Raw genomic sequence first — 19560 nt, forward strand, 5'->3', positions numbered from 1 at the left:
TTAACCCTCGGACCATTTATGACCATAGCCAGACAGCATATCATCCGCTTCGGCAGGACCTTCGCTACCAGCCGCATAGAGCTCAGTCCGCTGTTCTGATTGCTCCCAAGCTTCCAAAATACCATCGACCCATTTCCAAGCCGACTCGACTTCGTCGCGGCGCATAAATAGGCTCAGATTGCCGCGCACTACATCCATCAAGAGGCGCTCATAAGCATCAGGATATCTTACGGTGAAATTATCCGCATAACTCAAATTAAGCGGAAGCGTTTTCAATCTCATGCCGCCCGCGCCTGGCTCTTTAACCTCAAACCAAAGCTTAACCGCTTCGTCAGGTTGTAGACGAATGACAAGCTTATTTGGATTAACCGGCGTATCTCCGAATATTGAATGCGGAACGGACTTAAACTGGATCACAATTTCAGAGCGGCGCGATGACATTCTTTTTCCTGTGCGCAGATAGATCGGAACACCCGCCCAGCGCCAATTATCAACCTCCGCCTTTATTGCTACATAGGTTTCGGTTGAGCTTTCTGTTACGTCGACATCGCTCATATAATCAGTGACGGCTTCACCATCGACTTTACCGCGCGCATATTGACCTCGCACCGTTTTACGTTTCACACTCCCAGGGGTGATAGGACGCAAGGCCCTGAGAACTTTGATCTTCTCTGTCCGAACGTCATTTGCATCAAGTGAGCTTGGAGCTTCCATAGCCGTCAGACATAAAAGCTGTAGCAAATGATTTTGCACCATATCGCGCAAGGCCCCGGCCCCGTCATAATAAGACCCGCGTCCGCCAACGCCGATGGATTCCGCCGCCGTAATTTCAATATGATCAATCGCCTGATTGGACCAGAGAGGTTCAAGCAGAATATTGCCAAAGCGGAGAACTAACAGATTTTGAACTGTCTCTTTGCCAAGGTAATGATCAATACGGTAGATATTGTTTTCTTTGAAAACTCTGCCGACACCTTCATTGATTTCACGAGCGGAGTCATAATCGGTTCCTAAAGGCTTTTCGAGAACGACACGAGATTTTTCATGCACTAAATCTGCCGTCTTTAACCCATCACAAATATCCGCAAACATACGCGGCGGCATAGCGAGGTAGAAAACTCGAATAAGGTCAGACTTGCCAGAAAGCGCTTTCCCGAGTGCTGACCAGTCTTTATCGGCCATCACATCTATTGATACGTAATCAACCAGTTTGATAAATTTCGCCCAAAGCTTTGGATCAAATTCCTCACCTTTTGCAAATTCATGATAGTATTTTTCAATCAGTTCTTGATACTCAGCGCGGGAGTGTTGGGACCTAGAGACCCCTACTATACGGCTGTCATCTGAAATCTGTCCGTCGCGGTAACGGTGATAAAGCGACGGCAAAAGTTTACGCCGCGCCAGATCGCCTGTGCCGCCAAAGACAACAATCTCAAACGGCTCAACAGGTACAAATGTAGAGCCCGATGAAGACTCATTACTCTCAGATTTCTTATTGGATATTGTCACGGCTTAAGTCCTTGTCAGTCGTGATTAGAGATGAAAATGACAGCGCTGTCAATTACACCCTACTCGCTTTTCTGAGTGGAGTCGCGTATAATAAGTTTATGATCAAGACAATAGCTAGGTAAGCGCTCTTCAGCTTTTGGCGGCTTTATCAACAAACTCGCCGCCATATGACCCATTTCATAGATAGGCTGCTTAATTGTTGTAAGTTGCGGATACAAAATTTGTGCGAGAGGTGTATCATCAAAGCCCCCTACGGAGAGCTCGCCTGGAACGGAAATACCAAGCCGGCTTGCGACAGAGACAACAGCTGCCGCCATATCATCATTACTGGCAAAAATAGCTGTTGGACGCTGCTCTGCGGATAATAATCGCTCTGCCGCTACGACGCCTGATTTAAAAGAAAAGTCACCATCAACAACGGCATCTAAATCGACTTCAAGTCCCGCGGCTTCTACGGCTTTTACAAATCCTAAATATCTTAGTGTGCTGGCGCTGTGCTCGGGATGCCCTTTAATGAAGCCAAGCCTCTTATGACCATTACGTATCATATATTCGGTCATTTCGAAAGAGGCTTGCACATCGTCCATTTTTACAGATGTCACATCTTCTGGCTCTCTCGAAGGGGCTACGGGCACATAAGGTATTTTCAAACGGGTTAAGATATCTAAGAGATCTACATCATCGCATAAAGGCGGGGTCAGTATGATACCATCAACAGGAAGCCTCTCAAGACGCAATTCAAGTGCATCTCCTCTATTGGCGGCATTCATATTGAGCGGCTCAATGACAAGATGATAGCCGCTGTCGCGGCAAGCATCTATGGCCCCTTTTTGTATATTCGCGATATAATTCGGGCTCGGATTATCATAGAGAAGTGCAAGCAAATAGGACTTAGAACTCGCCAAACCACGGGCTGCCAAATTGGGCGTGTAACGCAATTCTTTCGCAACAGCTAAGACTCGGTCGCGCGTTTTTTTGGCGACATTGGGCTCATTATTGAGCACGCGCGAAACTGTCTTCATTGAGACACCGGCCTGTTTGGCCACATCTGTGATTGTTGACTTCATCGTCCCTTTATATCGCGAATGCGAGCTCCCCCTAAATCTGTAATAACAATGGCTTAGAGCCAATCAAAGGTCAATAAAGACCCTGCTTTTATCTTCACCTCTTAATTGTCACCTGCTGTAATGCGTTAAGCAATATTGACAGCGCTGTCACGCGGCCTTAAGCCTTAGAAAAAAGAATACTATCCGATAAATCGGTAAAAGGGAAAATAGTGCAAAACCGCATCTTAGTAGGTGATATTGGCGGGACGAATATCCGCTTTGCCGTCGCACATCGACATGCGTCTGGTCTGCCCTCGCTTTCCCATATATGGCGCGCCCCTGCGAATGATTTCGAGAAATTCAGCGATGCTTTAGCCTGTTTCCTAGAGAATACGACAGGCCATGATCACCCAACCCAAGCCGTGTTTGCTTTGGCTGGGCCGATGGATAAAGACTCAGTCAGCCTGACCAATAAAGACTGGACCGTAAGACGGTCTGACTTAATCTCACGTTTTGGGTTTGACCGCCTTGTTTTCATGAATGACTTTGCAGCCATGGCGCGGTCAATTCCAGAGCTTTCGGATGATGCTTTTCACAATATTCAACTAGGACATCCGGGCGAGTCTTTATCCCCTCTAAAGACTATATCTGTTGCCGGTGCCGGAACCGGGCTAGGTCAAGCTCTTCTCGTCGGTGATGCCGTCAAAGGATGGAGTGTTCTGCCAACAGAAGGCGGACATCAACCCTTTGCGCCGCTGGATGATTATGAACGTCAAATTCAAGCATATTTGAATGCCAAATATGGCTATGTTTCGTTCGAACTTATTTGCTCAGGCCGAGGCTTGGAAGTTGTTTATGATGCTATATCAGCTGTAAACGGTATTACCCCTGCTGATCTAAGAGCCAATGACGTTACGCAGCGCGCAAAGTCAGGCGACATGACAGCCCAAGATACATGTGAGTTTGCAGCAAATGCTTTGATGAACTTTATCGGCAATACCGTTTTAGCCAGCGGTTCTTGGCAAGGCGCGGTTTTAGCTGGCGGCGTTTCACAGCATCTCTTGCCATATCTTTCAAAACCCTCCGCAATTGAGCGGTTCACAGGTAAAGGCAAAATGGAATCACGGATGGCGCGTGTGCCTCTAAGGCTTTTAATTGACTCCACCGCCCCTCTCATAGGTGCGGCGTCTTCTTCATAACCAACAAAAAGCCAAGCCCAAATAAGACTTGGTTTTTATGAATTTGATAAAGACGTCTTAGTCAAGACAAACGGCTTGTCCCTCATTCGCGACTAGTTTTATATCCGATATGCTAAAGCTCACCTTATCCGCTGTTTCAACAGCAAATGGCGCGGAGACATATTCCATTGAAGAGCCTTCAGCGAAGCAAGAGAGTTTGACAGAAACCTCTGTCCATTCACCCGCTTTGACGGCGCCTAGAATCTTGCCTAGAGGCTGCACTGGATCGCAGCCTTTGCCGCAATCCAAAGTCAATGAGACGTCCGCATTTTCGGCACCTGCTTCTGGACGCAATCGCATATATATCGCCATATCACCTGTATTTTGGCGGGATAAATCAACGGGTGTACCGCGAACTTCAAAACGCGCCTTACCAGTACCGTCAAAGCTCAGCGTCCGGATATTTTCCTGAACTCCATCATCAGCAGAAACAATAGACACCACACCCGCTGGGGAAGCCGCCTTAGTTGTTTTAACTGTTGTCTTCCCGGATGGATCGCCAATCACGAGCGCCCAAGGGAATACAGCCTTACCAGCCTTAAAGAACTCACTGTCATTCTTTGCAGAAAGCTCAATTCCGGCCTCTTCAGGAAGCGCGCCGACTTTACCCGGCTTTGAATATGACAAGCCATATCCATAGGCGAAGAGCGGGTCATAATCCTCATCATCATAGTTGAGCGGTGTTTGGATCGCTGTTCGCGGCCAAGAATAAGGGAGCGTCCCTTTGAAGTCATAACTGACTTTACCGTCTTTATCTGTGAACAGTAAGTCTGCCGCATATCCGCCTTCAGATCCTGGAAGCCATGCGGCCACAAATGCATTGGAAGCATTTAGTTCACGGTTCATCCAGAGCGGGCGCCCTGAGAGGAATACAGCAACCGTGGGAATACCCGCCGCTTGATATTTTTTCAAAAGCGCTAAATCGCTGTCATCGCCCGGCTTATAAGCCAAATTATCGATATCGCCTTTAAATTCAGCATAAGGTTCTTCGCCAAAGACAACAATCGCAACAGTTGGGTTACCCATATAGATACCTTGCGCATCTGCTTGGATAACGGAACCGCCCGCTTTTTCGACATGACGCTTAATACCATCTAGGAAAGAGGAACCTCCCGGGAAATCTGAATTTTTATTGCCCGTGCCCTGCCAAGATAAGGTCCAACCGCCGGATTGCTTTCCGATATTATCCGCACCGTCGCCGGCCACCAACACTGTGGCCGCAGGGTTAATCGGCAAAACACCATCGTTTTTGAGAAGAACCTGACTCTCTCGTACGGCTTGCCGCGCGACCTCTTTTGAAGCGGGGTCACGCAAAACGGCATACTCTGCGGCGCCGGGGCGTGAAGATGGCTTTCCAGCTTCGAACAAGCCTGAACGCAACTTTACCCGTAAAATACGGCGCACAGCATCATCAAGTCGCTCTAAATCAAGCTCTCCACTTTCGGCCTGTGCCAAAGTGTTGTCAAAAAGACCCCGCCAGCTATCGGGAGCCATATACATATCCAGCCCGGCATGAAGCGCGTCGGGACAATTTTCATTGGTGCAGCTATCGAGCTGTCCGTGGGCATTCCAGTCCCCGACAACAAAACCATCAAAGCCCATACGCCCTTTCAGCACATCCGTAATCAATCCCTTATGGCCGTGGAGTTTTGTTCCCTGCCAACTTGAGAATGAAATCATGACCGATTGAGCGCCTGAATCCAGAGCCACCGGATAGGCTGCGCCGTGAATATCGCGAAGCTGCTCTTCTGTGTCCAGATTGTCACCTTGGTCACGGCCTTGATTTGTGCCGCCATCACCCAGGAAGTGTTTGGCTGTCGCAATAACTTTTTTACCCTTGAGCCATGTTTCTGATCCTGGCCGACCTTGAATACCGCGGATAAGTTCACCGGCATATGACGCCGTCACGTCGGGATTTTCAGAGTAGCCCTCATAGGTTCGCCCCCATCGGTCATCGCGCACGACAGCGATAGTGGGCGCAAAAGTCCACTCCTGAGCACCGACGCGGATTTCCTGCGCCGTAATCGCCCCGATTTTTCCCAAAAGCTTTGGATTGCGCGTCGCGCCAAGCCCAATATTGTGCGGAAAGACTGTCGCGCCAGGAATATTATTATGACCATGCACGGCATCTGTTCCCCAAATCATCGGAATGAAAGGAACGCCACCTGTATAAGCCTCTTTTGAAGCCTCATAATATTCATCCGCCAGTTTCACCCATGCCGAAGCCGGAGAGCGGTTATCGCCATTAGGTGCCGAGTTACCGCCATTTAGAATTGACCCTAACGGATAGGTTTTTATGTCTTCAGGCGTGATAGAACCAATATCGGCTTGAATGACTTGCCCGACTTTATGGCGCAAAGTCATTTGAGACATTAATTCAGTAATGCGGGCTTCCATCGCGGCATCGAGCCCGACCGGGCTCTTCGCCATAGGCCAAATTGACGGGTCAACAGACCCCGGAGCACGCGGCGAAGGTTTCGTATCCGTTGAGGCTGCCGAAACATCGCTTTGTCCCCCGCACCCAATTAGGGCTATTGCCAAGCTACAAATGGCTGCACTTTTTAGAAGATGTGAATGCGTCATGAAAGACTCCCCATTATTTTTGATGGCTTATAGCGAAAACAAGGCCGCACCACTACACGATAATTATACAAGTTTCCAAAATGAGAATATTGACAGCGCTGTCAATTGTTTATTCTCTTTATAGCCCTTTAAGCCATCTTTTGGCTTTCAGGCCTTCTAAAATAAGTGTGAGAGCCAAATTTTAGCGGATTTCACACGCCATAATGTCGCTTGCAGAACGGAAATTATTGCGTCTTTGGACACGCCGTGACATCAATCTCATAAAAGAAACATAAGGGTTAAACGTTTTGGACAGTGATAGAGTCAAATCAGTCGTTATCGTCGGCGGCGGAACGGCAGGCTGGATGACAGCTGCCGGATTATGCGCGACCCTGCAAAGCCAAGGGCTTTCCATAACCTTGATTGAGTCCGCTGCAATTGGCACGGTGGGTGTGGGCGAGGCGACACTTCCGCATATCAGATTTTTCAACCAAAGACTGGGTATTGATGAAGCTGAATTGATGAAGGCCACCAAAGCGACCTTTAAGCTTGGCATTGAATTTAAGGATTGGGGTAAAATCGGGGACAGTTATATCCACCCTTTTGGAAATTTTGGTGAGGACATTGCCCGCGTGGGTTTCCACCATTTCGTTAGCCGTGCCGCACAGCAAGGTCTCGATATTCATATGGATAAATGGTCCCTGCCCGTCATGGCGGCCCGCCATGGGAAGTTTCAGCTTCCGCACCCTGATCCGAACAATATTCTCTCAAGCTTCGGTTTTGCTTATCAGTTTGATGCTAGCCTTTATGCAAAGTTTCTCAGAAGCTTTTGTGAAAAGCGCGGTATAAAGCGAATTGAAGGACGTATAACCGATGTAAACCTTCGTAGTGAAGACGGGTTTATTTCGTCAGTTGACCTTGAGAACGGCTCTAGCATAGAGGCAGATATTTTCATTGATTGTTCAGGCTTCAGAGGCCTCTTGATAGAACAAGCTTTAGAAACAGGGTACAAAGATTGGACAAATTTTCTCCCCTGTGACCGCGCCGTGACAGCCGCTTGTGAGCATGAAGGCCCTAGCCTACCTTATACAACAGCCACGGCCAAATCTGCGGGCTGGCAATGGCGTATTCCGCTGCAACACAGAACCGGCAATGGTTATGTCTATTGTTCCGATCACATTAGTGACGACGAAGCGGCTGCATCGATGTTGGCCGATTTGGAAGGGGAGCAACGCACAGAGCCCAAAACATTAAGATTTAAAACTGGTCAAAGAAACAAGAGCTGGCATAAAAACTGTATCGCAATTGGGCTATCAGGCGGTTTTTTAGAGCCGCTTGAATCGACAGGCATTTTCCTCATTCAGGAAGCCATAACGAATTTCATTGAGATGTTCCCTACGAAGGATTGCCCTCAAATTGATCAAGACGAATATAACCGCATAATGGATTTAAATTTTGAGCGCGTACGTGACTTCCTGCTTTTGCACTACGTGGCAACCACGCGGGACGATAGTCCATTCTGGCGTCATATCCGGGATATGGACCTTCCTGAAAGCCTCACCTATAAAATGGAGCTTTTCAAATCGAGCGGGCGGATTGTCTCTTATGAACTCGGCGCCTTTAAAGACCCGTCATGGCTCGCGGTTTATTATGGCCAAGGCATAATCCCTAGGGCTTATGACCCAGTTGCAGATCACATACCGCTTGAGTCTCTTCCGCAACAGCTTGGCAAGATGGAACATGAGGTCGCCCAAGCTGTCGCTAGCATGAGCCGGCATGACGATTATATTCGCCGCTATTGCAACGCCGCATGACACGTCAACGCATCGTCATTCTAGGCGGAGACCTCTCAGGTGCCATGGCGGCAGCTTATTTGGGTTTACACCTCCCGCGCGGGCGCAGTGAAATCATCTATGTTGACAATGGACCCTTGGTAAAAGCCGAGTGGTGCATGAGCAGCTATAGCGACCTTCGTCAATTTAACCAAAAAATCAGTCTTGGCGAAGCTGAATTTGCGAAAACTTGCGCCGCGGGGCTCAAGCTAGGCGAGGACTATAGGGGCTGGGGCCCTGCGCCCTATATCAATAGTTTTGTTGATTACGGCGCGAATATTATGGGTGTGAACTTCATCGACCTGATGCTTCAGCAAGGGACCTATAAATCACTTGAAGATTTAATTCCCTATTCTCTTCCTGTTCGCGCGGCAAAAGAAGGCAAGTTTTTACCGCCCGACCCCAAAGGCCGCCCTATCGTATCAGATTTTGACTATGGCTATCATTTTGATCCTAAGGCTTATGCTGATCTGCTCTTGGAGAAAGCGAAAAGTTTTGGGGTTCAAATCACGACATCAAAAAGCGTCAGCAACACTGCAGACCTCATCATAAATGCGACAGGCGAAGCGCTAGAGAATAACACGGATAGTTTTATTCCGTGGACAGGCTGCAATAGCTATACCGTTAATATGTCAGCCCCTCAATCTGAGAGATTGAAACTTACAACCGATATTTCAGCTTATGCTAAAGGCTGGACATTCAGGGCCTTCCACCAGACACAAGATACGCAAATAAGTTTCTTTTTTGACAAAGATATCGGAGAGCAGCAACATAGATGCGGACGCCTGACAAAGCCTTGGTCCGGAAATGTATTGAATATCGGCTTTGCGGCTGTCTGTGTTGAACCGCTTATGGGCTCTCCGCTCCGCCTCATGCAGCATGACATTGAACGCCTTGTAAAACTCTTTCCGCCAAATATGTCTGACCCCATTGAACGCGAGGAATATAATAGGCAGACCACAAGCACGTATGACCGTGTATGGGATTACCATTCCCTACAATATGCAACATCAACAATTTGGACGCGTGAATTTCCGCTAACAGAAAAAGCAGCCCATAAGCGCAATGTTTTTGCAGCGCGAGGCAGAATTGTGACTTATGATGAGGATATGCTCTTTAGAGATAATTGGACAACATTATTTCTCGGCCAAGGCATAACGCCCCAACGCTATGACCCTTTCGCCGAAGGCTTGCCGTCAAAAGACGTAAACACTCAGCTCATCGCTATTGAAAAAATTATAACTCAGGCCTTAAGATCAATGCCACGACATGAAGACTTCATAGCAAGGCAATGTGCGGCCCGCGATTTTGCGTATAAGTAAGATTTACAAAGTTTGACCACTTTAATTTGCCCATGGCTATTGAGCTCATAGGGCAAAGACGCCGTAAAGTGATAAGACGGGTGGGGCTTAAAGCCTGCTTAGAGCCCTAAAAAAAGGGCCACTAAGAAAGCCACAATAACGATGAGGGCTTCCTTGATTTTCATTAGTGTTGTCATGATATCTCTCTGTTATGGAACACGCATAGCTTCAAACATCAAAAAAGTAAATATTTTTTGCAAGAAAGCGCCATGAAGTTTTTATTACAGTCCAAATTCTAGGGTCTAATATAGGGTTTAAGCGTTTCTGCCCAAACTTTGTACCCCGTCTGATTCAAGTGCAGTCCGTCATATGTAAGATCTGCTTTTAGCGTTCCATTAGGGGCCGCAAAAGCGGGCGTTAGGTCGATATAATTGACTCCGCTTTGCAAAGCGATACGGGCATAATGCTGATTTATCTCTTTAACAGCTGCCATTGCCGATAATTCGCGTGGCAAGAGGCTTTGGATGTAAATCTCAGTCTTTGGCCGCTTCTCTTTGATAGCCGAAACAATGTCTAGCAGTTCATCTGCCATAAGCTCAGGGTCACGATCATAACCTATATCATTCGTTCCAATCAGAATAAAAACCTTATCCGGAGAATGTGCTAGCATTTGCGGCAAGCGAAGCTTTAATCCGGTCACTGTATCCCACCCAATTCCATGATTGGAAACAGCCGCTCCCAAATCTATATCATATCCGAGCCAGCCTTCCGTGATGCTGTCCCCGGCAAGCATGATGCCCCCTTCTAATAAAGGCTGTGCATCTATTTCGGGCAGTCGGGCTCGAAAATGAGCCTTACCGCCTGGCAGCATATAATCGGGCGGCGATATAGCGTTAGGCGGAGGCAACTCAAGGGGCGTAAAAGACCATCCTTTGATTTGGGCAATATGGGCCGATAATTTATTCGCCATTTTGCGCATGGAGTTTCGCCCCGGATGATAATTGCAACTCCACCTAAGTTCGCCGTCAAAGAGTGATAAATTCAAAGTAGACATATTCGAGTCGCTCAACGCCTCCATTGCGCCGTCTATGCCGTCTCGCGCCGCCTCTGCTTTTTCACCAGTCAACAATGGCCCCGTCACGGTTACGATATGCGCATCTGGAAAGCGACTTCGTAAATCACTTAGCATATCGCGATATCCTGCACGAAATTTATCTTCTCCCGGATTAATCACCGACCAGTCATTTGTCCCAACTGTCGTCACAACAACATCAGGCATGAAAAGGCTGTGGTCCCATTTAGTGCCGGGCGCATCGGGCAAAGCTAAATCGATTTGCGCAGGTATTACGGGCGAAGGATTAGCGTCCCAATTATGCACCACCCCTCGCCCCGAAATCGCAATCAGTTGCGGCTCGGCGCTGAGCATATCCGCGCTGAGCATAGCATAGCTCTCAGTGGGGGAATGCAGCGCAGGCGTATTGGCGCAGTCCTTCGTATCGCCGCCAACACCAAACCCCGCCGTGATGGAGTCGCCGAGGAAGAGGATTTTGCGATCTAATAGGCTAAACTCAATTGGAACTACTCTTTCATCGCCCTCATTAGACAAGAATAACGGTGAACCAATTGTAAAATAACCCGTATCGTAAAATTTCTGTCCGCCGCGTTACGCGAACGTCAAACACAGACCGTTTTTGAGACTTTACAATTGGGTAAAAATGCTTCCCTGATTGTAATTCCAGTTGGCTTTTCTCGCCATTTACGAGAACGTCCATTATACCATTGCCTGAATCTTCTATAGAAATTCCCGCGAACTTACCTTCAAATCGAAAAGCTACACCGCTTCCTGGCCAACCCATTTTGTGACCCGTTGTCAGTGTGACATCAGAGTTCTCAGTAACGGCCATCTTTTTTGTAACGGCCTCATACCGACCTAAAAGGTGAGATGACTTTGCTTCGTTATCGCTCGCCTGCGAGCAGCCCAAAAAAAAGACCGCAGCGACACACGCTGCGATCCAGAATTTTAAAACTCTCATTGGCATTTAACCGACCATATCCTCGAGCTCCATACCTTTGGTTTCTTTCACGGCCATCTTCACGAAAAAGATCGAAATGAAGGCAAATGCAGCGTAAATGAAGAAGGAAGCCGACAAACCGATATTTGCGAGCATTAGCGGGAATGTCAGCGTTACGACGAAGTTCGCAATCCACTGCGCAAATCCGGCCACCGCAAGAGCAGACCCGCGAATTTGGTTCGGGAACATCTCGCCGAGCAAGACCCACATCACAGGGCCCCATGTCATGTTAAAGAAGAACACATAAGCCATCGCAGCATAAAGAGATGTTTTCCCCATAGCAGGATCCAATACGAGGTTACCGTCAACAAGGTTACCCGTCCCAAAGGCCCACGCCACCACGGCTAGCATAATCGCCATTCCGACAGAGCCGATCAAAAGAAAGGGCTTACGGCCAAATTTGTCGATAAGAAAAACCGTGAGCAATGTCGCAAAAATAGACATTAGTCCCATAAAGACATTCTGCTTAAGCGCGTCAGCTTCGGTAAAGCCAGCGGCTTCCCACATCACCGCGCCATAATAGAATATGACATTAATACCTACAAGCTGCTGGAATACCGCCAGGCCAATACCGACCCATACAATAGGCCGAAGTTTTCCGCCCAAGAATATATCTGACAAACGAGGTTTATGATCACTTGCCAAAGACGCTTTAATTTCATTAACTTTACGCTCGGCCACAATGCCCCCGAAGAGTTTTGTCAATGTCTTACGTGCTCCCGCCTCATCATCTTGGACCATAGAAAAGCGAGGGCTTTTCGGAATAAAAAACAAAAGAACAAAGAATAAAGCGGCCGGGGCAATTTCCACCCAGAACATCCAACGCCATGTTTCAGTTCCTCGAAACTCTGCCGTGGCGCCGCCTGAAACATTGGCGAGATAATAATTCGAAAAGAAGGCCACCGTTAAGCCGACAACAATTGCAATTTGTTGGAGCGAGGCCAAGCCACCTCTTAATCGCGCTGGCGCAATCTCTGAAATATAAGCCGGGGCCATCACAGACGCCGCACCCACAGCGAGGCCGCCAAGGATCCGGAAGAAAATGAAACTTCCTGAGCTATCGGCAATCCCTGACCCCCAAGCTGAGATCAGAAAAAAGACAGCCGCGAGCATCATCATATTGCGGCGTCCGAACATATCGGACAAGCGCCCCGCAAAGAAAGCCCCCGCCGCGCAACCCAAGAGCATCGAGGCGACGTTTAGACCGCTTGCGAAATTTGTTGCGCCGAAGGCGGCGTCCAATCCTTTAACGGTGCCGTTAATCACGCCGCTATCAAAACCGAAAAGAAATCCGCCCAATGTTGCGACCAGGCAAATCAGGACGATAAAACCCATACTCCCCTTCTCTTCTGTGGCTACTGTATTATCTGACATAAACTGTCCCCTTAAATCACGCGGATTTATATCCGCTTTTATTATCGCTACCAATCTCGCATCCTGACAGCGCTGTCAACAATTACCTAATCCGACTTTGTGGATGGCGGAGCGGATGATTCTCTTTCTAGGATTTTGTGTGGCAACACAACCTGCGTCAATGGCGCCTCTTTTTGGGAAATCCTGTCGGCGAGGATGCGCACGGCCTCCCCGACCATATCTTGCGTGGATTGCTGCACGGTGGTGAGCCTTGGATAGATGGCACGAGACACGGGCGCATCGTCAAAACCTACAACGGAGAGCGCATCGGGCACGCGAATATTAAGCTTATAAGCCGTTGCCAAAGCCGCGGATGCCATTTCATCATTGCTGGCAAAGATCGCTGTCGGGCGGTCAGCAAGGCTCAGTAGTTGCTCAGCCCCGCGCAATCCTGATTCGTAGGAGAAATCGCCCGTCACACAATAGGCCTCATCTACGATAAGATCCGTTTCTTTCATAGCGTCCAGACACCCTTCAAAGCGGCGGCGCGAAACATCATAATCGGGATCACCTTTAATGAAGCCGATTTTACGGTGGCCTAGGCCAAGCAAATATTCGGTCATCTCCTTGGCCGCGGCGCGGTCGTCAATTCCAATTCTATCCCCGGCCTCACTCGTCTTTTCAGCCCCAATGCGGACGAAAGGAACTTCACGGCGCTCTAAATCTTGGATAACAGCTATGTTATTAGAAATAGGTGGCGATAAAACCACGCCGACCAAATCTTCAAAACTCTCTATCTCAGCCAAGCTTTTGCCAATGAAGAGCTGAAATCCCATAGATTGAACAGAGAGCATTGCCCCTATTTGCGTCGCCTCTTCGTAACTACCCGAGGGATTATCAATCAAGAGCGCCAACCGTTTCGCTGTTTTAGAACGCAATGTCCGCGCCGCAGGATTGACGCGGTAATCTAGCGCTTTGGCCGCAGTCAGCACCTTCTGCTTTGTCGCGGCCCGCACATTGGCTTCGCCGTTTAGCACGCGAGCCACGGTCTTAAACGACACGCCAGCCTCGCGCGCAACATCAATAATGGTCGGCATAAGCCTTCTCCTTGCCGCGTGATTAGCATATTAGATTTTATTTGACAACGTTGTCATATAATCCTACCCAAATACTAAATCACCCGCGCCGCAGAGCGCCAGGTTCGTTTCTTTTATCAGAGGTCACAATGTCCATTCGCCATCTTTTCACAACTGTTGCAGCTCTTTCGCTCCTTGCAGGCTGCGGCAGCGCTACTCAATCTACACCTGAACCCACAATGGGTAGTAAGGCTGGCATGTTCCAAGCCTCCTCCAACCCTAAAGTCGAAGCTATTTTGGCCGATATGACTCTGGATGAGAAACTTGCTCAAATCAGCTGTATTTGGTTCGACAAAGCCAAAGTGCTTGAGAAAGATGGATCGTTTAATCCCGAAAAGATGAAAGAGAACTTCCCCCATGGCGTGGGCTGTTGGGCGCGTCCGCAAGACACGTTCGGAATGGAAGATCAGGGCGAAGACAGAGATGCCAATGATGCCTCGGTCACGCGCCGCATGTCTGCACGAACACCCTCTCAAACTGTTAAGCTAAACAACGCCGTACAAAAATGGCATATTGAAGAAACCCGGCTCGGCATTCCAACCATGTTCCACGAAGAAGGTCTGCACGGTTTCCAAGGCCGCTATGCCACCGCCTTCCCGCAATCTATCGCTCTCGCCGCGACCTTTGATACGGATCTGGTCGAAGACGTCTATTCCGTCACAGCCCGCGAAATTCGCGTGCGCGGCGCCCATCACGTTCTCTCCCCCGTTGTCGATATTGCCGTTGACCCGCGCTGGGGCCGGATTGAAGAAACTTATGGCGAAGACCCCTATCTCGTCTCGCGCATGGGAGTTGCAGCGATTAAAGGCTTCCAAGGGGATGACTTTCCCATCGCTGATGACAAAGTCCTCACAACGCTAAAACATATGACAGGACATGGTCAGCCCGAAGGCGGCATGAATGTCGGGCCAAGCCAAGTCTCGGAACGCGTCTTGCGCGAGAAATTCTTCCCGCCTTTTGAAGCGGCGATCAAAGAAGCGGGCGCGGCCTCTGTGATGGCGTCTTATAACGAAATTGACGGCATCCCGTCACACGCCAATCCGTGGCTGCTCAATGATGTTCTGCGCGGTGAATGGGGTTTTGACGGCGTCGTTGTCGCCGACTATTTCGCGATTAACGAACTCAATGGTCGTCATAAGATTGTGAATGATATTGGCGAAGCGGGTGCGCTGTCGCTGAAATCTGGCGTGGATATGGAACTGCCTGATGGCATTGCCTTTTACGCGCTAAAAGAAAAAATCGAAGCGGGCGAATATGATATTAAATATGTCAACCAAGCTGTCCGCCGCGTTTTAGAAATGAAACTGCGCGGGAATATTTTTGAAACGCCTTATTCAGATGCACAGGAAGCTGACGCGCTGACTGGTAATCAAGAAGCGCGTGATTTGGCGCTTGTAGCGGCAAAGAAAGCGGCTGTGCTATTGAAGAATAAAAACGATATTCTTCCGCTAGACGCTTCGAAGTATAATAAAATCGCCGTCATCGGACCTAACGCAGCCATCACGGTTTTGGGCGGATATTCCGATGAACCCCGGCAAACCATCTCAATTCTTGACGGCCTCAAAACAAAACTTGGCGAAGATAAAGTTGTCCATGCCCAAGGCGTGACACTCACAGATAACCGCTCGTGGTGGGATGATGAGGTAAACCTGATCGACCGTGATCAAAATCTATCAGATATTTACAAAGCTGTATCGGCCGCGAAAGACGCGGATTTAATTATCCTTGCCATTGGCGGAGACGAGTCCACATCCCGTGAAGCCTGGTCCGAAACGCATCCGGGTGACCGCGATGACATCACTCTTATTGGTGAGCAGAAAGAGCTCATCGACGCATTAGCAGAAACAGGTAAGCCTATGGTTTCAGTGGTTATTTCTGGACGCCCTCTGGCGCTTACTAATGTCGAAGACAAGTTAGACGCCATTCTTTATGGTTGGATTTTGGGCCAAGAAACAGGTACAGCTGTCGCTGACCTGCTCTTTGGTGATGCGAACCCGTCAGGTAAAATGCCGGTCTCTATTCCGCGTACCGTCGGGCAAATTCCGGCCTTTTACAATCACAAACCGACGGCGCGCCGCGGCTATGCTTTTGTTGACCAAACCCCGCTTTACGTCTTTGGCGAAGGTATGAGTTATACGACATTTGAAATATCAGAACCGACCCTATCGGCTCCCGCAATTGGTATTGACGGAAGCTCTAATGTTTCTGTGACCATCACCAATACAGGCGATATGGCTGGTGATGAAGTCGTGCAAATGTATCTGCGCGATAAGGTTAGCTCCGTGACCCGCCCAGTCAAAGAACTTAAAGGCTTTAAGCGTGTCAGCTTGGAACCCGGCGCATCGGAAACTGTCACCCTACCGATCACGACAGAGGCGCTACAATTCTATGGCCTGGATATGAAACGCGTGGTCGAGCCGGGCGAATTTGATGTCATGGTTGGCAATAGCTCGGCCAATGTGAAGTCTGTTACGCTGACGGTGAAATAAACATGAAGGGCAAATACTTAAATTGGGAAACTTGGCATGGCCGTGCCTTGACAATCATCGTGTTTAATATTGGTTTGGTTACCTTTGCATTCGTTGGCTTTCTTCTTCTTGATGCATTGGGGCAATCGTAATGTATCTAGGTCTTGATATAGGCACCTCCGGCGTCAAAGCCGTTCTGGTCGATGAGTCGCAAAATATTGTCGATCAGGCCACTGCGCCCCTTACCGTAAATCGACCGCAAGCCTTGTGGTCAGAGCAAAACCCACAAGATTGGTGGGAGGCGACGACCGCCGCCGTCAAACAGCTCGATGAATTTAAACGCTCGGGCGTGAAAGCCATTGGCCTGTCAGGGCAAATGCACGGCGCGACCTGCCTTGATAAGAACGACAGGGTTATCCGCCCCGCCGTCCTCTGGAATGACGGACGAAGCGGCGTGGAATGCCTCGGCATGATGGCCGAAATGCCGGAACTCACCCGCATTACGGGCAATCTCGCTATGCCGGGTTTCACCGCGCCAAAACTTGAATGGATGCGCACTTATGAAGCGGAGAACTTTGTAAAGACCGCCAAAGTGCTGTTGCCTAAGGATTATGTCCGCCTGCTCATGACTGGCGATTATGCCTCTGATATGTCCGATAGTGCGGGGACGCTCTGGATGGATGTCGCGAAACGCGATTGGTCCGATGAAGTTTTAGCCCTAACCGCCCTCACCCGTGAACATATGCCAAAACTCTTTGAAGGCTCAGAAGCGACTGGGATTTTGCGCAAAGATATCGCAATCAATTGGGGCGTGCCGCAAGTGCCTGTGGCCGCAGGTGGCGGGGATAACGCGGCGGGCGCAGTCGGCTCCGGCACGACATCGCCAGGCGACGGTTTTATCTCCCTCGGCACGTCGGGCGTGATTTTCCTCGCCGATGATAAATACCGCCCCAACCCCGAAGGCGCAGTCCATACATTCTGCCATGCCCTGCCCGGTCTCTGGCACCAAATGAGCGTGATGCTCTCAGCGGCAAGCGCTGTGGATTTTGTCGCGAAGATGACAAGTTTCGCGCAACCCGCCGACCTTTACGCGGCCGCCGAAGACGCCAACCAACCCGGTAAAGGTGCTTTCTTTCTGCCTTACTTGTCAGGGGAACGCACGCCGCATAATAACCCCAATGCCAAAGGCGCGTTTTTCGGCCTCACTCATGAGGATAACCAAACCACTCTCGCCCAAGCGGCGCTTGAAGGCGTGGCTTTTGCGCTGGCTGACGGCATTGATGCCCTGCGTGATACGGGGGCTGAGCTTTCAGCGCTGTCCGTCATTGGCGGCGGGGCACGGTCGCATTATTGGGGCAAGATACTCTCAGCTGCCTTTGACCTACCGCTCCATTATCGCGGCGGCGCGGCGGTAGGCCCAGCCTTTGGCGCGGCACGGTTGGCGCGGCTTTCAGTAACAGGCGAAGCAATATCTGATGTCTGCCAGCCTCCTGCCATTGAACACACCATCACCCCCGATGCGGAGCTACATGACCACTATGCGGCGCGGCGTCAGACTTTCCAAAAATTATACGAAAACACCAAGGAGCTTACCTCATGAGCGGCTATTTCGACCATATTGATACGATCAAATTTGAGGGCGTCGACAGCGATAATCCCCTCGCCTTTAAATATTATGACGCCAAGAAAAAAGTGCTCGGCAAAACCATCGAAGAGCATCTACGCGTTGCTGTTTGTTACTGGCATAATTTCTGTTGGGATGGGCATGACATCTTTGGCGCAGGCACGTTTGAACGGCCTTGGCTCCAAGGCAATAATGACCAAGCGGCTGCCGAAGCTAAGTTAGATGCCGCCTTTAGTTTTTTCGAGAAGCTCGGACAGCCCTTCTTCTGCTTCCACGATGTGGACATAATGGCAGACGCGAGCACCCCGAAAGAGCATGTCGAAAACCTCGCGGCTATCGTTGACAAGATCGAAGCCAAGATGGACGCTAGCACAACAAAGCTGCTTTGGGGCACGGCCAATATGTTCTCGCATCCGCGCTTTATGGCGGGCGCGTCCACGAACCCCAATCCTGACGTGGCAGCTTTCGCAGCCCTACAAGTTAAACACGCCATGGAAGCCACACACCGTCTCGGCGGCGCAGGCTATGTGTTTTGGGGCGGGCGCGAAGGTTATGACACTATCCTCAATACTAACGTCGGCCACGAGATGAACCAACTCGGGCGTTTCCTAAATATGGCGGTCGAGCATAAGCATAAAATTGGGTTTAAGGGTGACCTCTGGATTGAGCCCAAGCCGCATGAACCGACTAAGCATCAATATGACCGTGATGTCGGCACGGTTTATGGCTTCCTTAAAGAACACGGCCTCGAAAACGAAATCGGCGTCAATATCGAACCAAACCACGCCACCCTCGCCGGCAATGCTTTTGAGCATGAAATCGAAATGGCTAATGCCTTTGGTATCTTTGGCTCTATCGACTTTAACCGCGGCGACCCTCAAAATGGCTGGGACACAGACCAATTCCCCAATGATTTACGCGAAAATACAATGGCGCTCTATTACATCCTCAAAGGCGGTGGCTTTAAAAATGGCGGCGCAAATTTTGACGCCAAAGTCCGCCGTCAGTCCAGCGATGCCGAAGATCTGTTCCACGCCCATATTGGCGGCATGGACCTGCTCGCTCGCGCGCTCATGAACGCCGCCGAGATGATCGAAAATGATAAATTGCAAGCGTTTAAGGACGACCGATATGCCGAATGGCACAAAGGTATGGGCAAGCAAATGATGGACGGAAATGCGACCTTAGACGACATGGCCAATTACTGCCTTGAAGAAAATACATCCCCGGCCCCGATTTCAGGACGACAGGAATATCTTGAAAATATTGTGACCTATGTTGTGAAGTAAATAAATTATTAAGAGCGTGACAGTGGTCACATACTTCCCCGTTATCACGGGTTTAGAGCGTCCTCATTGCAGGGCGCTTTTTTTTGTTGAAGACATAGCGCGTCCTGTTTGGAGAACGTCGATTGGGGGC

13 protein-coding genes are annotated in these 19560 nt (G+C 49.5%); 6 read left to right on the forward strand and 7 right to left on the reverse strand.

Going from position 1 to position 19560, the window contains the following annotated elements; genetic code table 11:
• Together zwf and F569_RS0102855 are read right to left on the reverse strand one after the other, a co-directional pair.
• Positions 1 to 1509, reverse strand: coding sequence for a glucose-6-phosphate dehydrogenase (gene zwf / locus F569_RS0102850; protein ID WP_233353577.1), 1509 nt, complete (start codon positions 1507 to 1509; stop codon positions 1 to 3).
• Between the two features lie 59 nt (positions 1510 to 1568).
• Positions 1569 to 2576, reverse strand: a complete 1008-nt coding sequence (locus tag F569_RS0102855) for a LacI family DNA-binding transcriptional regulator (RefSeq protein WP_026940961.1) — start codon at positions 2574 to 2576, stop codon at positions 1569 to 1571.
• 209 nt (positions 2577 to 2785) lie between these two features.
• On the opposite strand from F569_RS0102855, the gene F569_RS0102860 reads away from it, so the two are divergent.
• The gene (locus F569_RS0102860; protein WP_051279169.1) at positions 2786 to 3754 is read left to right on the forward strand and encodes a glucokinase; all 969 of its coding nucleotides are present in this window, start codon (positions 2786 to 2788) and stop codon (positions 3752 to 3754) included.
• Between the two features lie 57 nt (positions 3755 to 3811).
• Here the strand turns inward: F569_RS0102860 and F569_RS0102865 are convergent, their stop codons facing one another.
• Positions 3812 to 6376 (reverse strand): glycoside hydrolase family 3 protein, encoded by a 2565-nt coding sequence (locus F569_RS0102865; RefSeq protein WP_026940963.1) that lies wholly within the window; start codon positions 6374 to 6376, stop codon positions 3812 to 3814.
• A gap of 287 nt (positions 6377 to 6663) precedes the next feature.
• Between F569_RS0102865 and F569_RS0102875 the strand changes: the two genes are divergently transcribed.
• The gene (locus tag F569_RS0102875; RefSeq protein ID WP_026940964.1) at positions 6664 to 8169 is read left to right on the forward strand and encodes a tryptophan halogenase family protein; all 1506 of its coding nucleotides are present in this window, start codon (positions 6664 to 6666) and stop codon (positions 8167 to 8169) included.
• Positions 8166 to 9509 carry a tryptophan 7-halogenase gene (locus F569_RS0102880; RefSeq protein ID WP_026940965.1) on the forward strand — a complete coding sequence of 448 codons (1344 nt, stop codon included), beginning with the start codon at positions 8166 to 8168 and terminating at the stop codon, positions 9507 to 9509. The genes F569_RS0102875 and F569_RS0102880 overlap by 4 nt, the downstream gene beginning before the upstream one ends.
• A 274-nt stretch (positions 9510 to 9783) precedes the next feature.
• On the opposite strand, the gene F569_RS18680 is transcribed toward F569_RS0102880, so the two are convergent.
• The 4 genes from F569_RS18680 to F569_RS0102900 all read right to left on the reverse strand — a co-directional run bounded on the left by F569_RS18680 (position 9784) and on the right by F569_RS0102900 (position 14010).
• Complete coding sequence (locus F569_RS18680; RefSeq protein ID WP_051279171.1) at positions 9784 to 11094, reverse strand: GDSL-type esterase/lipase family protein; 1311 nt, start codon at positions 11092 to 11094, stop codon at positions 9784 to 9786.
• Entirely contained in the window at positions 11087 to 11527 is a 441-nt protein-coding gene (locus tag F569_RS0102890; protein WP_026940966.1) for a hypothetical protein, read from the reverse strand. Before F569_RS0102890 ends, F569_RS18680 begins: the two co-directional genes overlap by 8 nt.
• On the reverse strand, positions 11528 to 12934 hold the full coding sequence (locus F569_RS0102895) for a sugar porter family MFS transporter (protein WP_026940967.1): 1407 nt from the start codon (positions 12932 to 12934) through the stop codon (positions 11528 to 11530).
• A gap of 86 nt (positions 12935 to 13020) precedes the next feature.
• Positions 13021 to 14010 (reverse strand): LacI family DNA-binding transcriptional regulator, encoded by a 990-nt coding sequence (locus F569_RS0102900; protein ID WP_026940968.1) that lies wholly within the window; start codon positions 14008 to 14010, stop codon positions 13021 to 13023.
• A gap of 128 nt (positions 14011 to 14138) precedes the next feature.
• Between F569_RS0102900 and F569_RS0102905 the strand changes: the two genes are divergently transcribed.
• The 3 genes from F569_RS0102905 (at position 14139) to xylA (ending at position 19430) form a co-directional block, all read left to right on the forward strand.
• Complete coding sequence (locus tag F569_RS0102905; protein WP_026940969.1) at positions 14139 to 16538, forward strand: glycoside hydrolase family 3 N-terminal domain-containing protein; 2400 nt, start codon at positions 14139 to 14141, stop codon at positions 16536 to 16538.
• Positions 16539 to 16668: 130 nt separating this feature from the next.
• The gene (xylB, locus tag F569_RS0102915; protein ID WP_026940970.1) at positions 16669 to 18117 is read left to right on the forward strand and encodes a xylulokinase; all 1449 of its coding nucleotides are present in this window, start codon (positions 16669 to 16671) and stop codon (positions 18115 to 18117) included.
• The gene (gene xylA / locus F569_RS0102920; RefSeq protein ID WP_026940971.1) at positions 18114 to 19430 is read left to right on the forward strand and encodes a xylose isomerase; all 1317 of its coding nucleotides are present in this window, start codon (positions 18114 to 18116) and stop codon (positions 19428 to 19430) included. The genes xylB and xylA overlap by 4 nt, the downstream gene beginning before the upstream one ends.
• Positions 19431 to 19560 lie beyond the last annotated feature (130 nt).

Origin of the sequence: Hellea balneolensis DSM 19091 (assembly GCF_000428525.1) — a bacterium.
GTDB lineage: Bacteria > Pseudomonadota > Alphaproteobacteria > Caulobacterales > Maricaulaceae > Hellea > Hellea balneolensis.

What these genes read in the sequence shown, in the direction of transcription:
- F569_RS0102895 (WP_026940967.1), bottom strand. Translation starts at nt 12,934, where the DNA reads ATGTCAGATAATACAGTAGCCACAGAAGAGAAGGGGAGTATGGGTTTT.
- F569_RS0102855 (WP_026940961.1), bottom strand. Translation starts at nt 2,576, where the DNA reads ATGAAGTCAACAATCACAGATGTGGCCAAACAGGCCGGTGTCTCAATG.
- F569_RS0102880 (WP_026940965.1), top strand. Translation starts at nt 8,166, where the DNA reads ATGACACGTCAACGCATCGTCATTCTAGGCGGAGACCTCTCAGGTGCC.
- F569_RS0102865 (WP_026940963.1), bottom strand. Translation starts at nt 6,376, where the DNA reads ATGACGCATTCACATCTTCTAAAAAGTGCAGCCATTTGTAGCTTGGCA.
- F569_RS0102900 (WP_026940968.1), bottom strand. Translation starts at nt 14,010, where the DNA reads ATGCCGACCATTATTGATGTTGCGCGCGAGGCTGGCGTGTCGTTTAAG.
- xylB (WP_026940970.1), top strand. Translation starts at nt 16,669, where the DNA reads ATGTATCTAGGTCTTGATATAGGCACCTCCGGCGTCAAAGCCGTTCTG.
- F569_RS0102905 (WP_026940969.1), top strand. Translation starts at nt 14,139, where the DNA reads ATGTCCATTCGCCATCTTTTCACAACTGTTGCAGCTCTTTCGCTCCTT.
- F569_RS0102890 (WP_026940966.1), bottom strand. Translation starts at nt 11,527, where the DNA reads ATGCCAATGAGAGTTTTAAAATTCTGGATCGCAGCGTGTGTCGCTGCG.
- xylA (WP_026940971.1), top strand. Translation starts at nt 18,114, where the DNA reads ATGAGCGGCTATTTCGACCATATTGATACGATCAAATTTGAGGGCGTC.